Here is a 15,925-nt window from a genome sequence, read left to right on the forward strand (position 1 = left end):
TCCCCGCAGCCCGGTCACCGCTTGGTCGCGGGCGACCCGGCCACCCGCGGCGACGCCGCGCGGGCCTGGGCGGGGAGCGCGGCGAGGCCGGGGGCCTGCTCCAGCGGGCGGTCGGTGAAGAAGCGGGCCGCGAGGTCCGCGACGTCGTCCGGCCGCTCCAGGACGACCCAGTGGTCGGACTCCCCGATCGTGACGAACCGGCTGCCCTCGATCGTGGCCGCGAAGGCGCGCTGCCGTTCGGGCGAGGTCACCGTGTCGTGCTCACCGGCGAAGACGAGGGCTGGTACGCCCGTCAGTCCGCCGGAGAAGTCCGGCCGGTGCTCCAGCGCCCGGTGCAGGGACCGCGCGGCGTGCGGGGAATGGTTCAGGGCGTGCAGGAACGAGCGCCGCACGTAGCGCTGCGCCAGTTCGCCCCGGTGGACCCGGCGCTCCGGGTCCTGGCACATCAGCACCCCGGCGGCCAGGGCGGCGAGCCCCTCCAGGTCGCCCGTCTCCAGTCGGCCGACGGCGCGGCTCCACCGGTCGCGCTGGTCGTCAGTGATGTGGGACGGCACCCCGCCGAGGACCAGCCGGGCGACGCGGCCGGGGTCGCGCCGGGCGCAGCCGAAGGCGATCGCCGTGCCGTAGGAGAACCCGAAGAGGTTGACCTTCGGCACGCCGAGGTCGTCGATGATCCCGGCGACGGCGGCGCACAGGACCTCGTTGCCGGTGCCGGCCGGCATGGGGTCGGCGTCCCCCATGCCGGGCAGGTCGGCGGTGACGACGGAGGCGAGCGGCCCCAGGTGGTCGTCCATCTGCGGCCAGCCGTGCATCCCCTGGAGCGCGCCGCCGAGCACGATGACCGGCTCGGTGCGCGGGGCGGGCTGTCGCAGGACCCGGTAGCCGTAGCGCAGTCCGTCCACCGACAGGGTCCGGATGATCTCGTCGGCCATGATGGCTCCGTGTCTCTGGGGTTTCCGGTCAGGGCCTGGTGAGGACGAGTGCGGCATTGTGTCCGCCGAAGCCGAGCGAGGTCTTGACGGCCGCGTCGAACGTTCCCCGCCGGGCCTCCTTGCTCACCACGTCGACGGGGATGCCGGGGTCGGGGGCGTCGAGGTTCACGGTGGGCGGGACGAGTTGGTGCTGGAGCGCCAGCACGGTCAGCGCGGTCTCGATGCCGCCGGCCGCCCCGAGCGTGTGCCCGGTCATCGCCTTCGTCGAGGTGACCAGGGGGTGTTCGCCGACGACCCGGCGCAGCATCGTCGCCTCGATGAGGTCGTTGGAGACGGTCGAGGTGCCGTGGGCGTTGACGTGTCCGACGTCCCGGGCGTCGATCCCGGCGTCCGCGAGCGCGGTGCGCAGCGCCCGTTCGATGCCCCGGCCCCCGGGGTCGGGGGCGACGGCGGAGTAGGCGTCGCAGGCGGCCCCGTAACCGGCGACGTGGGCGCGGACGGTGGCGCCGCGGGCCCGGGCGTGCTCCGGCCGCTCCATCACGAGGAGTCCGGCGCCCTCGCCGACGACGAAGCCGTCGCGGTGGACGTCGAAGGGGCGGCAGGCGGCCCCGGGGTCCTCGCGCCGGGTGGAGACGGCCTTCAGCTGGCAGGCGCTGGCGATCAGCAGCCGGGAGCAGACCGATTCGGCGCCGCCCGCGACGACGACGTCGCAGGCGCCGGTGCGGAGCATCTGGTGGGCGGTGCCGACGGCGACGGTGCCGGAGGAGCACGCGGTGGAGACGGCCTGGCTCGGGCCGAGGGCGCCCAGGTCGGTGGCGACGCTGCTGGCCGCGCCGTTGACGACGGTGAGCGGGGCGAGTTTCGGGGAGACCCGGCGGGCGCCGCGTTCGGCGAGGATCGTGTGCTGCTCGTCGTAGAAGGGCAGTCCGCCGTGGGCGGAGCCGATGACGACGGCGACCCGTCCGCCGTCCCAGAGCAGGGGGTCGAGTCCGGCGTCGGCGACGGCCTCGCGGGCCGCGATGACGGCCAGTTGCGAGAAGCGGTCCATCAGCCGCGCGGTGGCCACCCCGAGCACGGTCCGGGGGTCGAGGCCGGTGATGGTGTACATGAAGTCGCAGGGCAGGCCGTGGAGTTCGGGCCGGTGCAGGACCGAGGGCGGGTCCGACGCCCCGGTGACGGCGCTCCAGGTGGCCCCGGCGCCGGTGCCCGCCGCGGTGACCAGGCCGATCCCGGTGACGGCGGCGGCGAACGGCTCGGGGCTGTACGGGCGGCCCGTCACGCGGCAATCCTGCGGTGCACCGCGTCGACGAGCCGTCCGACGGTGTCCCGGGAGGTCAGGTGCACATCGTCCAGGTCGACGTCCAGCCGGTCCTCGATGAGCAGCCGGAGCTCCTCCAGCGCGAGGGAGTCGAGCTTGAGGTGACGCAGCGACACCTCGGGGTGGATGGCGAGGGGGTCGGTCCCGAAGTTCGCCACCAGCAAGTCGTTGATCTCTTCTGCCGTGCTCATGCGGCGCTCCTGCGCTCTCGTACGCGGTGACGCCCTGCCGCGTGAGGGGTGAGTGCCATCGAGGGACGCCGGCCGGTCCGGAGGAACCCTTTATACGCCTTCGCGAAGAAGAAACCGGTCCGCGTTCCCCCGTACGACGTTGGGGCGTCCGGGTGTACGAATCCGGCGGCCCGCGCCGACCGGCGTGTCGGCGCCCGGGCCACCCCGCGTCCCGGCGTCCGCGGCCCCGGACCCGAGTGGCCGGCACCCCGGGGAGGCGCGGGTCCACGCCGCCGGTCCGGTTGCCGGGCAGGTCATCGGGCATCCATGAACACTGCTCAACTCCGTTGGAGTGAAAGGGAGTTCGACACACCGTCAGAAGATTGTCATGCCCTTAACAGATGGATAGTCTGAGCGGGCTTCGCGGCCCCTCGGCCCACCCCACTCGGGCCCGGGGGCCATTCTTCTCCCCCCACCCACCGAGCAGGAGCAGGTATGCCCAGACGTCCCGCCGCCCTCACCCCGGGCCGCGCCTCCGTCCTCGCGGCCCTCACCGCCACCGTCCTGACCGCGACCGGTACCCCGGCCCTCGCCGCCCCGGGCGACGACCATCCGATGGACCGGGCGTTCGCACGGGCCGCCGCGGAGTTCGACGTGCCCCGTGATCTGCTCGCGGCCGTCGGCTACGGCGAGACCCGCCTCGACGGCCACTCGGGACGTCCCAGCCAGGCCAACGGCTACGGCGTGATGCACCTGGTGAGCAACCCCACCAACCGGTCCCTGGAACGGGCCGCCGACCTCACCGGCGAACCCCTCTCCGAGCTGCGCACCGACACCGGGGCCAACATCATGGGCGGCGCGGCGGTGCTGCGCGCCCACGCGGACAAGCTCGGTCTCGACGCCCGGGACCGCGACGACATCGACGCCTGGTACCCGGTCGTCGCCCGGTACAGCGGCTCGCAGGGGGCCCTCGCCGCCCTGTACGCCGACACCGTCTACACCTTCCTGGCCGACGGGCTCGACGCCGTCGTGCCCGGGGGCGAGCGGATCTCGGTGACGGGCCGTCCGGTCGCCCCGCAGAAGGGCTCGGTCTCCGCGGCCGACGTGAGCACCCGGAGCACCGACTACCCGTCGGCGCTGTGGGCCGCGGCCCACACGAACAACTACACCAAGGGCCGCACGGCGAAGATCGACAAGGTCGTCGTCCACGTCACGCAGGGCTCGTACGCGGGCTCGATCAGCTGGTTCCAGAACCCGACGGCGGAGGTGAGCGCCCACTACGTGGTGCGGTCCTCCGACGGCCAGATCACCCAGACCGTGCGCGACAGCGACACCGCGTACCACGCCCGGAGCGCCAACGCCTCGTCGCTCGGCATCGAGCACGAGGGCTTCGTCGACGACCCGTCCTGGTTCACGGACACGATGTACCGCTCGTCGGCGGCCCTGACCAAGTACCTGTGCGACCGGTACGGCATCCCGAAGGACCGGGCGCACATCCTCGGCCACAAGGACGTGCCGGGCAACGACCACACCGACCCGGGCCCGTACTGGGACTGGAACCGCTACATGCAGCTGGTCGGCGGGGACAACGGCGGCGGCGAAACCAGCGACGGGCTGAGCTTCACCTCGTACGCGACCCAGCAGAGCGGCTCGACGGGCGCCCAGGTCAAGGCCGTCCAGCAGCTGCTGAACGAGCAGGGGCAGAACGCGGGCGCGGTGGACGGCAGCTTCGGGCCGACCACCAAGAGTGCGGCGATCGCCTACCAGAAGGCGCGCGGCCTGGTGGCCGACGGCATCGTGGGGGCCAAGACCTGGACCGCGCTGCTGTCGGCGGGTCCGGCGACGTCCCTCCAGGAGGGCTCGTCGGGCGACGCGGTCAAGCGGCTCCAGCGTTCGCTGACCGCGGCGCTCGGCTCGACGGTCGCCGTCGACGGCAGCTTCGGGCCGGCGACGACGACCGCGGTGCGCAGCTACCAGACGAGCCGGGGCCTGGTGGCCGACGGTCTCGTGGGGGCCAAGACCTGGGCGGCGCTGCAGGCCGGGCGCTGACGGACGCCTCCGGGCATCCCACGGGCGGGGCGACGCGGCACGGACCCGCGGCGCCCCGCCCGTCCCCTTCCGCCCGTCGGCCCGTCACTCGGACGGCGGGCCGGCGGGACACCGCCCGCGGGGCGTCAAACGCGCGCAATGTCCGGGCAACCTTCCGGAAACCCTTGACGTTTCTCCCGACTCGTTCCTAACCTCACTGCGTAGTTCGTACTTCTTGCAGTTCACGTGCTGCGGCGCTTTCCGCAGTGTTTTGACAGGCACAGACATAGACCACCTGTCGGTGGTTTCGTCATGCCTGTTTTTTCGTGCTCCCCGTGCCGCCGATGGGTCTTCCTCGAAGGCGGATTCATGGCACAACGTCCGAGCGTCAAGGGCGTCGGCGACGTCGTTGCGCTCATCGATGGGCTGGGAAAGATCACCGGCCGGGCGCAGGTCATCTGGTTCCTCGTGTTCGGCGGGCTGTTCCTCGACGCCTATTCGAACGCCGCGCTGAGCGCCGGTCTGGGGCCGATGACGACCCAGATGGAGCTGACCAGCACCCAGGTGTCGATCCTCACGGCCACCGCTCCGGCCCTGGCGATCATCTTCAACCCGGTGGGCGGCTGGCTCGCCACCCGGATCGGCCGCGTCCCCCCGCTGCTCATCGCCAAGGTGTTCGCCATCGCGGGGGCCCTGCTGGCCGCCTTCGCCGGTGACTTCACCGTCGTCTGGCTCGGCCGGGTCCTGGTGGGTGTCGCGTACGGCATCGACTTCGCCGTCGCCATGGCGCTGCTCGCCGAGTACACCCCCGCGAAGCTGGGCGGTCGGCTGAACCTGTGGCAGGCCGTCTGGTACGTCGCCACCACCAGCAACCTCGCGCTCGCCCTGGTCTTCTTCAACCTGGACGTCGGTGCGGACATCTGGCGCTGGTCGGTCGGCTCGGCCGCGGTCGTCGCCGGGGTCCTGCTGGTGGGCCAGTGGCTGATGCTCAAGGAGAGCCCCACCTGGCTGGCGAGCAAGGGCCGGCTGGACGAGGCCGTCGCCAACCTGGACCGGATCTACGGCATCGAGGCCGTCGCCGGCCGGCCGGACGAGGTCACCCGGGCCGCGACCGAGGCGCCCGCCATCGGCTTCCGCCAGGCCGGGCTGCTCTTCAAGGGCGACTACCTGCCCCGGACGGTCCTCTCCTCGGTCATCTCGCTCGGCCAGTCGATGCAGTACTTCGCGGTCGGCTGGTACCTCCCGCTGATCAGCCTGACGATCTTCGGCGAGAGCTTCGAGAAGGCCACGATCGGCTCGATGGTCTTCAACGCCTTCGGCATCGCGGGCGGCCTCCTCTCCGCGTACTTCGGCCGCCGGCTCGGGCTGCGGCTCAGCTCCGCCGCCGGGTTCGCCGGGGTCTTCGTGGCACTGCTCGCGATGGGGCTGACCTTCGAGAAGGTGCCCACGGCCGTGGCGTTCCTGCTGCCGGTGCTGTTCATCCTCTGCCACTCCGCGGGCCCCGGCGCCAACGGCAAGTCCATCGCCGCGCTCTCGTACAGCAGTGACGTCCGCGCGCTCGGCACCGGGGTCACCGGGATGGTCGGCAGTTTCGGCAGCGTCGTCGGGCTGTACGTCTTCCCGCAGATCAAGGACTCCCTCGGGCTGGCCGACACCTTCCTGGTGCTCTCCGTCGTGCCGCTGCTCGGTCTGATCACCTGCCTGGCGATCAAGTGGGACCCCACGAAGGCCGCCTCCCCCGACGAGGTCGCCGCACGGGCCGGATCGCCGGAATCCGCGGCGCCCGCCACCGCGCGCTGACCGGCCGCCGGACCCGTCGCACCCCACGATGGTCCCCTCCCCTCCGTATCCCTCCGCACGGCTCGCTCGCGATGCCCGCAACGAAAGGGCTGCCATGACGCAGACGTTCCCCGCCGCCCCACGGCGCGGTGTGCTGTCCATCGACGAGGGCACCACGGGCACCAGGGCCGGAGTCGTCCTCGACTCCGGGGCCGCCCACGAGGTGTTCTACCGGTCGATCAAGGTCGGTCATCCCGACGACCTCTCCGTCGAGCAGGACCCGATGGAGATCTGGACCGCCACCGTCGAGGTGGCGCGCCGGGCCGTCGGCCGGGCCCGTGCGGAGGGCATCGGGATCACCTCGGTGGCCCTCTCCACCCAGCGGGCCACCGCGATGCTGTGGGACCGGGTCACCGGCCGGCCGCTGCTGCCCGCGGTGGTGTGGCAGGACCGGCGCCACGCGGCCGAGCTGACCGCGTACGAATCCGAGTGGGACGCCGCCCTGCTGGCCCGCCAGGGCCGGCCGGTCGGCGCCCGTTCCCCCTTCCTGTGGGCCGCCCGGCAGATCGCCTCGCACCCGGAGACGGCCGCCGCGCACCGCGAGGGCCGCCTGCTCTTCGGCACCGTCGACACCTGGCTGATCTGGCGCCTCACCGGCGGCGCCGTGCACGCCACCACGCCGACGAACGCCGCCTCCACCGGTGGTTACCTGCTGGAGCGGCACGCCTGGGACGAGGAGTGGATCGGCCACCTCGGCTTCCCCCTCGACCTGCTGCCGGAGCTCCGCTCCGACGACGCCGGATTCGGCACCACCGACCCGGCCGCCCTCGGCATCGCCGTCCCGCTGGCCGCCTCCATGGGCGACCAGCACGCCGCACTCGTCGCGCTCGGCGGTCTCGCCGCCGGGCAGGGCATGTGCGTGTACGGGACCGGCGCCTTCGTCGACGCGGCGACCGGCACCACGCCCGCCCTGCCCCGGCCGGACATCTCCGGGGTGCTCGCCCAGCCCGGTCGGCGGCAGGGCGGCACCAGCCACTACAGCCTGGAGGCCTACACCTCCACGGCGGGTTCGGCGCTGCGCTGGCTCTGCGACGACCTGGGGCTGTTCGCCTCGCCGAAGGAGCTCGGTGAGGAAGCCGGCCGGGTCCCCACCCGGCCGGGCCGCACCCCGCGCTTCGTCCCGGCGCTCGCCGGGGTCCGTACGCCGGTCTGGCACCCGGAGGCCACCGCCTCCCTCACCGGGCTCACCCTCGCCACCACCCGCGCCGACCTCGCGCGCGCCGTCCTCGACGGGATCGCGCACTCGGTGTGCGACCTGATCGACGGCGTCGCCGACACCATGGGCACCCCGTTCACCCGGCTCCGGGTCGGCGGCGGCGTCTCCGGCAGCGACCCGCTCATGCGGATCCAGGCCGACCTGACCGGCCTGCCGCTGGAGCGGGTCTCCGACTCCGCGACCGCGAGCCTGCGCGGCACCGCCTATCTGGCCGGGGTCGCCCAGGGCCTGTGGTCCTCGCTCGAAGAGGTCGTCGAGGCGCAGCCGCAGGGCCGGATCTTCGAACCCTCGATCACCGCGGCCGAACGCGCCGCACAGCGGAGCGCCTGGCGCGACGTGCTGATCGCCCACCTGGACGATCCCGCGCTGCTCCCGCTGAAGGCCCCCGAACCCCACACCCCTCGCTGACGGCCCCGGCCGTCGCCCCGGCGTCCGCACCCGACCACGCGGCCGCCGCACCGAAACACCAGGAGTTGATGTTGTGATCACCATGCCCGCCCGGAAACCGCGGCGCTCCGCCGCGGCGACCCGCCGTACGCCCCTGCTGCTCGACCGGGCGGCCCTCAAGCGCCGGCTGGCCGACGACACGTACGACGTGCTCGTCATCGGCGGCGGCATCACCGGGGCGTACGCCGTGCTCGACGCGGTCTCGCGCGGTCTGCGCGCGGCCCTGGTCGAGAAGGACGACTTCGCCTCCGGCACCTCGTCGAAGTCCTCGAAGATGGTGCACGGCGGCCTGCGCTACATCGAGCAGGGCAACGTCAACCTGGTCCGTCACTCGCTCCTGGAGCGCCACCGCTTCCGGAAGAACGCCCCGCACCTGGTGCACCGGCTGCCGTTCCTCTTCCCGATCCTGGAGAAGGAGGGGGTGTTCGACGCCCGGCTGGCCAAGGGCTTCGAGGGTCTGCTGTGGACGTACGACCTGGTCGGGGGGTGGCGGATCGGCAAGCTCCACCAGCGGCTCAGCGTGCCCGAGGTCCTCGCGCAGGCGCCGACGCTGCGCTCGGAGAACCTCAAGGGCGGGCTGATGTACTTCGACGCCCGCACCGACGACGCCCGGCTCGTCCTCACCATCGTCCGCACCGCCGCCGCGCTCGGCGCGACGGTCCTCAACGGGGCGAGGGCCGAGGGTCTGCTGATGCAGGCGGGCAAGGTGTCCGGGGCCCGGGTCTCGGCGGACGGCGACAGCGTCGACATCCGCGCCCGCGCCGTCGTCAACGCCACCGGGGTGTGGACCGACGAGCTGGACGCGAAGGCGGACGACGGGCACCGGCCGCAGGTGCGGCCCGCCAAGGGCGTCCACATCGTGGTGCCGTGGGACAAGGTGCGGATCAACTGCACGGTCACCGTGCCGATCCCCGGCCGGGCCCGCCGCGCGACCTGCACCCGCTGGGGCAACAGCGTCGTGCTGGGCACCACCGACGAGGACTACCAGGGCTCCCCCGACGACGTGCACTGCACCCGGGAGGAGATGGACTTCCTGCTGGAGGGCGCCAACACCGCCTTCGAGGGGAAGCTCACCCCGGACGACGTGGTCGGCTCGATCGGCGGTCTGCGCCCGCTGGTCGGCGGCAAGGAGGGCGCGACCCTGGACATGCGCCGCGACCACCACATCACCATCGGCCGCACCGGCATGGTGACGGTGACCGGCGGCAAGCTCACCACCAGCCGGCACATGGGCGAACTCGTCATCGACAAGGTGATGACGGTCCTCGGCCGCAAGGGCCGCAGCCGCACCACCGACCTCCCGCTGCTCGGCGGCGCCGGTTACGACTCCGAGGCCGTCGCCGCGTCCGGCGGCATCGCCGCGCACCTGGGCGAACGCTTCGGCACCGAGGCCCGGTTCGTCGGCGACCTGATCCAGGACGACCCGGCACTGGCCGAGCCGGTCGTCGCGGGACTCCCGTACACGAAGGCGGAGGTCGTGTACGCGGCCCGCGCCGAACTGGCCCGCTCGGTCGACGACGTGCTCTCGCGCCGGCTGCGCGCCCGGCTGTTCGCCCGGGACGCGTCCGTGGACGCCGCAGGTGCCGTCGGCGCGATCCTCGGCCGGGAACTGAACCTCACGGAGGCGGAGGTCGAGCGCTCGGTCGCCGAGTACCTCGCAGCCGTCCGTCACGAAAAGTCCGTACTCCTCGAAGGGGCAGCAGCATGATCAGCCGTCAGACCATCACCCATCCGTTCAACCGGGGCGACTACACCGTCGGCGCCCCCAGCTTCGCGAAGTGGGCGCGCAACACCCCGGTCGGGGACGGCGCTGCCGCCCTCCAGGTGGACCCGGTCGAGGTTCCCGAGGCCGTGGTCGAGGCGCTGCGCGGGGCCGCGCACGCGGTGCACACCGCCCGCGAGGAGGTCGTCACCCGGACCCGTGACTGGTGGGCCGGGTCGATGATCGGCGAGACCGAGGGCCGTCCCGCGACGCCGGACGCCGTGGTCGTCGAGGCGGCCGACGCCGACCAGGTCGCGGCCGTGCTGCGGATCTGCCACGAGGCGGGCGTCCCGGTCACCCCGTCCGCGGGCCGCTCCAACGTCACGGGCGCGGCGCTGCCGGTGTTCGGCGGCGTCGTCCTGGACGTCTGCGGGCTGAACGCGATCACCGGCTTCGACGCCGAGTCGAACATCGTGGACGTCCAGGCCGGCATGTTCGGCGACCTCTTCGAGAAGCAGCTCCAGGAGGAGTACGGCGTCACCACCGGCCACTGGCCGTCCGCCTTCGCCGTCTCCACGGTCGGCGGCTGGATCGCCTGCCGCGGCGCCGGTCAGCTCTCCACCCGGTACGGCAAGATCGAGGACATGGTCGTCGGCGTGGACGTGGTGCACGCCGACGGCACCCGGGCCACGTACGGCGACTACGCCCGCGCCGCGGTCGGTCCGGACCTGCGCCAGCTGTTCGTCGGCTCCGAGGGCACCCTCGGCGTGATCGTGTCGGCCCGGCTGCGGGTCCACCCGCTGCCCGAGTACGCGAACGCCGTCGCGTACGGCTTCGAGACCTTCGCCCAGGGCCTGGACGCCTGCCGCCGGATCATGCAGCGCGGCGCCACCCCGGCCGTCCTGCGGCTGTACGACGCCCTGGAGTCGGGCACCCACTTCGGCCACCCGGAGACCAACCTCCTGCTCGTCGCGGACGAGGGCGACCCGGCGATCGTGGACGCCTCGATCCGGGTGGCGAAGGAGGTCTGCGCGGAGTACGGCCCCGAGCTGGACAGCAAGGCGGTCTTCGAGCGCTGGCTGGACGAGCGGATGCTGGTCGGCAAGTCCGCCGACGGCTTCAAGCCCGGTCCCGGCTTCGTCGCCGACACCCTGGAGATGGCCGCGTCCTGGACCGACCTCCCGGTGATCTACGACGAGGTGGTCGCCGCGATCCAGTCGGTGGACGGCACCCTGGCCGCCTCGGCCCACCAGTCCCACGCGTACACCGACGGCGCCTGCGTCTACTTCTCGCTGCGCGGCGACGTGGCTCCCGAGTCGCGCCGCGACTGGTACCGCTCGGTGTGGGACGCCGCCAACGCCGTGCTGATCAAGCACGCGGCGGCGCTCAGCCACCACCACGGCTGCGGTCTGCTGCGCGGCCCCTACCTGGAGGAATCCCTCGGGGCGGGCTTCGCGACCTTCGTCGCGGTGAAGCAGGCCCTGGACCCGGCCGGCATCCTCAACCCTGGCAAACTGGGCCTTCCCAGCCGATTCGGTACGTCCCCGCTGCACTGATCCCGGCGGCCACGAACCCTCCTCCTCCAGGCAGGCCCTCGTCATGACCCCTTCCCCCTCCCGGTCCGGTGCCGGACTCGACCCCCGGCTCGTCTCGGCGTTCGCCGAGGTGCCGGTCGTCGCGTCGGTCGTCGGCACCCAGCCGCTGCGGCAGTTCCTGACCGCACCGGCCAGGGTGTGCATCGTCGCCTCGCTCGCGGTGGGGCAGCTGCCCCAGGTCGTGCCGGCGCTGGGCCGGGCGGGGAAGACCGTGTTCGTGAACGTGGACAGCAGCCCCGGTCTGGCACAGGACCGGGGCGCGCTGGAGTTCATCAAGAACATGGGCGCGCACGGCGTGGTCAGCACCCGGCTGTCCCTCATAGAGAAGGGCCGCCCGCTCGGCCTGCTCACGATGATGAAGGTGTTCGTCACCGACCGGTCCAACCTGCGCCGTTCCACGGACGCGATCTCGCGCGGGGCGCCGGACCTGGTCGAGATCATGCCCGCCCCGATCATCGGCCGGATGAGCGCGCAGGCACAGCGCGCGATGTCCCCCTCGATCGCCGCGGGCTTCGTGGAGTCCCCCGCGGACGTCGCGCTGGCCCTGGCCCTCGGTTCGGCCGCCGCCGCCACGTCCGATCCCCGCCTCTGGCACCTGCGCCGGGACCAGCTGCCGCCGGTCCCGCCCGCCGCCCTGAAGAGGCCCGCACCACCCCAGGAGTAAGTCCCCATGTCCTACGTCGTCGTCGCCCGCTACCGCACCAAGGAGGGCGAGGAGAACACCGTCCTGCCCCTGCTCGACGCGATGGCCGCCGCCTCCCGGCAGGAGCCGGGCAACCTCGCCTACCGGGTCCACCAGGGCACCGAGGACCCGCGGGCGGTCGTGCTGTACGAGGAGTACGCCTCCGAGGCCGACTTCACCGCGCACTGCGCCACCGAGCACTTCCGGGAGATCGTGCTCGGCCGGGTCGTCCCGCTGCTGGAGAGCCGTGACGTGCTGCGTTGCGCCCCGCGTGCGGAGGTGACGGCGTGAGGACCCGCGCGGTGGTGCTGCGCGGCGTGTCGACCGACCGCCCCTACTCCGAAACCCGCCCGGTCGGGGTGGAGGAGCTGGAGCTGGGCGCCCCGCGCGAGGGCGAGGTGCTGGTCCGCGTCGCGGCCGCCTCGCTCTGCCACTCCGACCTCTCGGTGGTCAACGGCGACCGGGTCCGTCCGTTGCCGATGGCCCTGGGCCACGAGGCGGTGGGGATCGTCGAGGACACCGGGCCGGGCGTCGGCCGGGTCTCCCCCGGTGACCACGTGGCCCTGGTCTTCGTGCCGAGCTGCGGCTTCTGCGCCGACTGCGCGGCGGGCCGGCCGGCGCTGTGCGCGCGGGCCGCCGCGGCGAACGGTTCGGGCGCGCTGCTGCACGGCCCGTCGCTGCTGACCGACGCGTCCGGCGAAACGGTCCACCACCAGCTGGGCGTCTCCGCGTTCGCCGAGCACGCGGTGCTGGCCCAGGAGTCGGTGGTGCCGATCCCGAAGGACGTCCCGTTCGCCGTGGCGTCGCTGTTCGGCTGCGCGGTGCTGACCGGTGCCGGGGCCGTGATCAACACGGCGGCGCTGCGCCCGGGACAGTCGGCGGTGGTCTACGGCCTGGGCGGGGTGGGACTGTCCGCGGTGCTGGGCGCCCGCGCGGCCGGCGCGTACCCGGTCGTCGCGGTCGACCCGGTCCCGGAGAAGCGCGAACTGGCCCTCCGCCTGGGCGCGACCCACGCGTTCGCCCCCGACGACGCCGTGCGGCGGATCCGCGAACTCACCTCCGGCGGCGCCGAGGTGGCGGTCGAGGCGGTGGGCAGTCCGAAGGTGATGGCCGAGTGCCTGACGGCCGTGGCCCGGGGCGGCAAGGTCGTCTCGGTGGGTCTGCCCGCCCCCGACCGGGTGCTGGAGGTCCCGGCACTGGCGTTCGCGGGCGAGGGCAAGTCCCTGCTGGGTTCGTACATGGGCGACGCGGTGCCGCGCCGTGACATACCGAGGTTCCTGGACCTGTGGCGGGCGGGCCTGATGCCGGTGGAGCTGATGCACACGGGCACGCTGCCGCTGGCCGACATCAACACGGCGATGGAGGAGCTGGCCTCGGGCCGGGCGATCCGTCAGGTCATCGACACCTCGGGCCTGCTGGACGGCTGACGCCGAAGCCGTGACCGGCCGGCGACGCCCCCTTGCCGGTCCGAGGGGGCGCCGCCGGCCGCAAGGCACCAGTCGTCGACCGCCGCAACGGCCGTCAGCCGTCGGCCTCCGTGCCCGGCGCGCCGGAGGACGTGAGGTGCAGGAAGACCGTGCGGCGACTGATGCGCCATCCCCGAGCGCCGCGCACGATCACATCCTCGTAGGTCACGCTCGCGCACGCGCCGTCCGAACCGACGCTGATCCCCTTGGACCGCGCGTGCACCCGGTCCGTCCCGGCCTCGGTGAGGACGATGTTGGTGACATGGTGACCGGCTGCCCCGTTCCCCGCCCTCGCACGCGCCAGCGCCATGTCCCGGAAGGCGGCCAGCCCGTGCAGCTCCCCGTGCCCGAGGCTGGAGGCGTCGTAGACGACGTCGTCGGTGAACATCTCGTCCAGCCGTTCCAGTTCGTCGTTGTCGACCAAGTGCCCGTGCAGGGCGAGCAGTTCGGAGATGTCCAGACGGTCCTCGACTTTGAGTGTCATCGCTGTTCCTTTCGTGAGATCCCATGAAGGTGCGGCAGTTGTACGGGGCGAGCTCCCCGTGGGACCCGGCACGGCACCGGGCACGCACCGCCGCGCTCAGCGGAGTTCATTCCGGCGGAGCAACCGCGCGGCGATCGTAACGAAGCAGCACGACCCCGTTGCCGAATGCCCTGGTCTCGACCAGACGGAGGCCGGTCCGGGCCGCCGATTCGGGAAACAGGGGCTTGCCCCGGCCGATGAGGACCGGATGGACGTAGACGCGGTACTCGTCGACCAGGCCGAGCCGCATGAAGGCCGCGCCGAGGTCGGCACCCCCGAGGCACAGGTCCCCGCCGGGCTGCGCCTTCAGCGCCCTCATCTCCTCCGCGTCGACCTCCCGCCTGATCGTGGCGTTCCGGCCGACGTGTTCCAGGGTCCGGGAGAACACGATCTTGGGCGTCTCCCGCCAGATACCGGCGAACTCCACCGTGGTTTCGGTGGCGGAGGGGTCGGAGTCGGCGGTCGGCCAGAAGTCCTCCATGAGCTGATAGGTCACCCGGCCCTCGAGGAAGCCGCCCATGGTCGCGAGCAGCTCGTTGAAGTGACGGTGCAGTTCGTCGTCGACCACGTGCCAGTCGATCTCGCGGTCCGGCCCCTCCATGAAGCCGTCGAGGGACATCGAGGCCATCAGGACGATCTTCCTCATACCGATCCTCTTTCTCCGGAGACGTCGCGCCGTGCCGCCGCGACACAACAGTTGACGCCCCGGCGGCATGCCCTGGCAACGAGTGACACGCCTCCCGGGCCCGGAACGGCGCGGGCCCGCGTACGGTGGCTCCCCGGAGCGGTGCCGCGCCGGTCCGGTCACCGGGCGGCCCGGGGGCTTCGGCCGGTGCGTCCCCGCGGTTCGGAAAGAGGTTCGGCATGAGAGTCGGTACGGCCCGATCGGCCGCGGTCCAGTGGGTCGCCGAGCACGCCCGACCCGCCCCCGGCTTCCGGGGTGCCTGTTTCAGCGGCTCCACGGTGGGCCTGCCGGACGACGCCGAGCTGTCCCCGTTCTCGGACGTGGACGTCATGGTCGTCACCGCCGCACCGGGCCCGCCCGCCGGGCCCGGAAAGTTCCGGTTCCGGGACGCGCTGCTGGAGGTCAGCCACCTGCCGTGGGACGAACTCGCCTCGGCGGACGCGGTGCTCTCCTCGTACCACCTGGCGGGGAGCTTTCGCCGGGACACGGTCATCGACGACCCGACGGGCCGGCTGCGCGAGCTGCGGGCGGACGTGTCGCGCCGGTTCGCCGAGCCGTCGTGGGTGCGCCGCCGGTGTCTGGACGCCGAGCGCCGGATCGAGAGCCGGCTCGCCGCCTTCGACGCCTCCGCGCCGTTCCACGAACAGGTGACGTCCTGGCTGTTCCCCACCGGGGTGACCACCCACGTCCTGCTGGTCGCCGCGCTGCGCAACCCCACGGTCCGGCTGCGGTACCCGGCGGCCAGGGAGGTCCTCGACGCGTACGGGCAGGCGCACCTGTACCCGGAGCTGCTGGAACTCCTGGGATGTGCGCGGCTGTCGGCCCGCCGGACGGGTCACCATCTGGACGAGCTGGCCCGCACCTTCGACGCCGCCGCCCCGGTCGCCCGCACCCCGTTCTTCTTCAGCGGCGACATCACCGCCGGGGCGCGGCCGGTCGCCATCGACGGCAGTCGGCACCTCGTCGAGCGGGGCGACCACCGCGAAGCCGTGTTCTGGATCGTCGCGACCTTCGCGCGTTGCCACGCCGTGCTGGCCGCGGACGCCCCCGAGCTGCACCGTGCGCGTCTCCCCGCCTTCCGGGAGGCGGTCGCCGACCTCGGCATCGTCTCCACCGAGGACCTGCTCCGCCGGGGCGAGGAGGTCATCGCCTTCCTCCCCCGGCTCCGGCGGACCGCCGAGCGGATCCTGGCGGCCGGTCCCGGCGGTGTCCCCCGGCCCGGGTGAGGTCCGGCTTCCCCTCCTGCCGGGCCCGTCGCGCTGCTACCTTGTCGGCATGTTCCTCCCCCGTGCGTAGGACCCCGTGACCGTCCGCACCCCGTC

At 73.0% G+C, this 15,925-nt stretch carries 14 protein-coding genes; 9 read left to right on the forward strand and 5 right to left on the reverse strand.

Going from position 1 to position 15,925, the window contains the following annotated elements:
• Positions 1 to 14: 14 nt before the first annotated feature.
• Genes ABZZ04_RS32805 through ABZZ04_RS32815 form a run of 3 tightly spaced genes read right to left on the reverse strand, consistent with a single transcriptional unit; the run spans position 15 to position 2,441 of the window.
• Positions 15 to 932, reverse strand: a complete 918-nt coding sequence (locus tag ABZZ04_RS32805) for an alpha/beta hydrolase (RefSeq protein ID WP_356935873.1) — start codon at positions 930 to 932, stop codon at positions 15 to 17.
• Positions 933 to 960: 28 nt separating this feature from the next.
• Positions 961 to 2,211 carry a beta-ketoacyl-[acyl-carrier-protein] synthase family protein gene (locus tag ABZZ04_RS32810; RefSeq protein WP_356935874.1) on the reverse strand — a complete coding sequence of 417 codons (1,251 nt, stop codon included), beginning with the start codon at positions 2,209 to 2,211 and terminating at the stop codon, positions 961 to 963.
• Positions 2,208 to 2,441 carry a phosphopantetheine-binding protein gene (locus tag ABZZ04_RS32815; RefSeq protein ID WP_356935875.1) on the reverse strand — a complete coding sequence of 78 codons (234 nt, stop codon included), beginning with the start codon at positions 2,439 to 2,441 and terminating at the stop codon, positions 2,208 to 2,210. Before ABZZ04_RS32815 ends, ABZZ04_RS32810 begins: the two co-directional genes overlap by 4 nt.
• 474 nt (positions 2,442 to 2,915) lie before the next feature.
• Here ABZZ04_RS32815 and ABZZ04_RS32820 point away from each other — a divergent pair, with 474 nt between their 5' ends.
• From ABZZ04_RS32820 to ABZZ04_RS32855, 8 genes are all read left to right on the forward strand, one after another.
• Positions 2,916 to 4,469: an N-acetylmuramoyl-L-alanine amidase gene (locus ABZZ04_RS32820; protein ID WP_356935876.1), complete on the forward strand. Its 1,554-nt coding sequence runs from the start codon at positions 2,916 to 2,918 to the stop codon at positions 4,467 to 4,469.
• 348 nt (positions 4,470 to 4,817) lie between these two features.
• Positions 4,818 to 6,248, forward strand: coding sequence for an MFS transporter (locus tag ABZZ04_RS32825; protein ID WP_356935877.1), 1,431 nt, complete (start codon positions 4,818 to 4,820; stop codon positions 6,246 to 6,248).
• A 94-nt stretch (positions 6,249 to 6,342) separates the two neighbouring features.
• Positions 6,343 to 7,911: an FGGY family carbohydrate kinase gene (locus ABZZ04_RS32830; protein WP_356935878.1), complete on the forward strand. Its 1,569-nt coding sequence runs from the start codon at positions 6,343 to 6,345 to the stop codon at positions 7,909 to 7,911.
• A 73-nt stretch (positions 7,912 to 7,984) separates the two neighbouring features.
• Positions 7,985 to 9,658, forward strand: coding sequence for a glycerol-3-phosphate dehydrogenase/oxidase (locus ABZZ04_RS32835; protein ID WP_356935879.1), 1,674 nt, complete (start codon positions 7,985 to 7,987; stop codon positions 9,656 to 9,658).
• Positions 9,655 to 11,208, forward strand: coding sequence for an FAD-binding oxidoreductase (locus ABZZ04_RS32840; RefSeq protein WP_356935880.1), 1,554 nt, complete (start codon positions 9,655 to 9,657; stop codon positions 11,206 to 11,208). The genes ABZZ04_RS32835 and ABZZ04_RS32840 overlap by 4 nt, the downstream gene beginning before the upstream one ends.
• Positions 11,209 to 11,251: 43 nt before the next feature.
• Positions 11,252 to 11,911, forward strand: a complete 660-nt coding sequence (locus ABZZ04_RS32845) for a glycerol-3-phosphate responsive antiterminator (protein WP_356935881.1) — start codon at positions 11,252 to 11,254, stop codon at positions 11,909 to 11,911.
• 6 nt (positions 11,912 to 11,917) lie between these two features.
• Complete coding sequence (locus ABZZ04_RS32850) at positions 11,918 to 12,220, forward strand: putative quinol monooxygenase (protein WP_148840122.1); 303 nt, start codon at positions 11,918 to 11,920, stop codon at positions 12,218 to 12,220.
• The gene (locus tag ABZZ04_RS32855; protein WP_356935882.1) at positions 12,217 to 13,356 is read left to right on the forward strand and encodes a zinc-binding dehydrogenase; all 1,140 of its coding nucleotides are present in this window, start codon (positions 12,217 to 12,219) and stop codon (positions 13,354 to 13,356) included. Before ABZZ04_RS32850 ends, ABZZ04_RS32855 begins: the two co-directional genes overlap by 4 nt.
• A gap of 94 nt (positions 13,357 to 13,450) precedes the next feature.
• Here the strand turns inward: ABZZ04_RS32855 and ABZZ04_RS32860 are convergent, their stop codons facing one another.
• Both ABZZ04_RS32860 and ABZZ04_RS32865 read right to left on the reverse strand, forming a co-directional pair.
• Complete coding sequence (locus tag ABZZ04_RS32860) at positions 13,451 to 13,879, reverse strand: nuclear transport factor 2 family protein (RefSeq protein ID WP_356935883.1); 429 nt, start codon at positions 13,877 to 13,879, stop codon at positions 13,451 to 13,453.
• Positions 13,880 to 13,985: 106 nt separating this feature from the next.
• Entirely contained in the window at positions 13,986 to 14,564 is a 579-nt protein-coding gene (locus ABZZ04_RS32865) for a dihydrofolate reductase family protein (protein ID WP_356935884.1), read from the reverse strand.
• A gap of 218 nt (positions 14,565 to 14,782) precedes the next feature.
• Here ABZZ04_RS32865 and ABZZ04_RS32870 point away from each other — a divergent pair, with 218 nt between their 5' ends.
• On the forward strand, positions 14,783 to 15,829 hold the full coding sequence (locus tag ABZZ04_RS32870) for a hypothetical protein (RefSeq protein ID WP_356935885.1): 1,047 nt from the start codon (positions 14,783 to 14,785) through the stop codon (positions 15,827 to 15,829).
• The last annotated feature ends 96 nt before the right edge of the window (positions 15,830 to 15,925 follow it).

The organism is Streptomyces sp. NPDC006435, assembly GCF_040612315.1.
GTDB lineage: Bacteria > Actinomycetota > Actinomycetes > Streptomycetales > Streptomycetaceae > Streptomyces.

What these genes read in the sequence shown, in the direction of transcription:
- ABZZ04_RS32840 (WP_356935880.1), top strand. Translation starts at nt 9,655, where the DNA reads ATGATCAGCCGTCAGACCATCACCCATCCGTTCAACCGGGGCGACTAC.
- ABZZ04_RS32845 (WP_356935881.1), top strand. Translation starts at nt 11,252, where the DNA reads ATGACCCCTTCCCCCTCCCGGTCCGGTGCCGGACTCGACCCCCGGCTC.
- ABZZ04_RS32860 (WP_356935883.1), bottom strand. Translation starts at nt 13,879, where the DNA reads ATGACACTCAAAGTCGAGGACCGTCTGGACATCTCCGAACTGCTCGCC.
- ABZZ04_RS32830 (WP_356935878.1), top strand. Translation starts at nt 6,343, where the DNA reads ATGACGCAGACGTTCCCCGCCGCCCCACGGCGCGGTGTGCTGTCCATC.
- ABZZ04_RS32850 (WP_148840122.1), top strand. Translation starts at nt 11,918, where the DNA reads ATGTCCTACGTCGTCGTCGCCCGCTACCGCACCAAGGAGGGCGAGGAG.
- ABZZ04_RS32815 (WP_356935875.1), bottom strand. Translation starts at nt 2,441, where the DNA reads ATGAGCACGGCAGAAGAGATCAACGACTTGCTGGTGGCGAACTTCGGG.
- ABZZ04_RS32820 (WP_356935876.1), top strand. Translation starts at nt 2,916, where the DNA reads ATGCCCAGACGTCCCGCCGCCCTCACCCCGGGCCGCGCCTCCGTCCTC.
- ABZZ04_RS32805 (WP_356935873.1), bottom strand. Translation starts at nt 932, where the DNA reads ATGGCCGACGAGATCATCCGGACCCTGTCGGTGGACGGACTGCGCTAC.
- ABZZ04_RS32870 (WP_356935885.1), top strand. Translation starts at nt 14,783, where the DNA reads ATGAGAGTCGGTACGGCCCGATCGGCCGCGGTCCAGTGGGTCGCCGAG.
- ABZZ04_RS32865 (WP_356935884.1), bottom strand. Translation starts at nt 14,564, where the DNA reads ATGAGGAAGATCGTCCTGATGGCCTCGATGTCCCTCGACGGCTTCATG.
- ABZZ04_RS32825 (WP_356935877.1), top strand. Translation starts at nt 4,818, where the DNA reads ATGGCACAACGTCCGAGCGTCAAGGGCGTCGGCGACGTCGTTGCGCTC.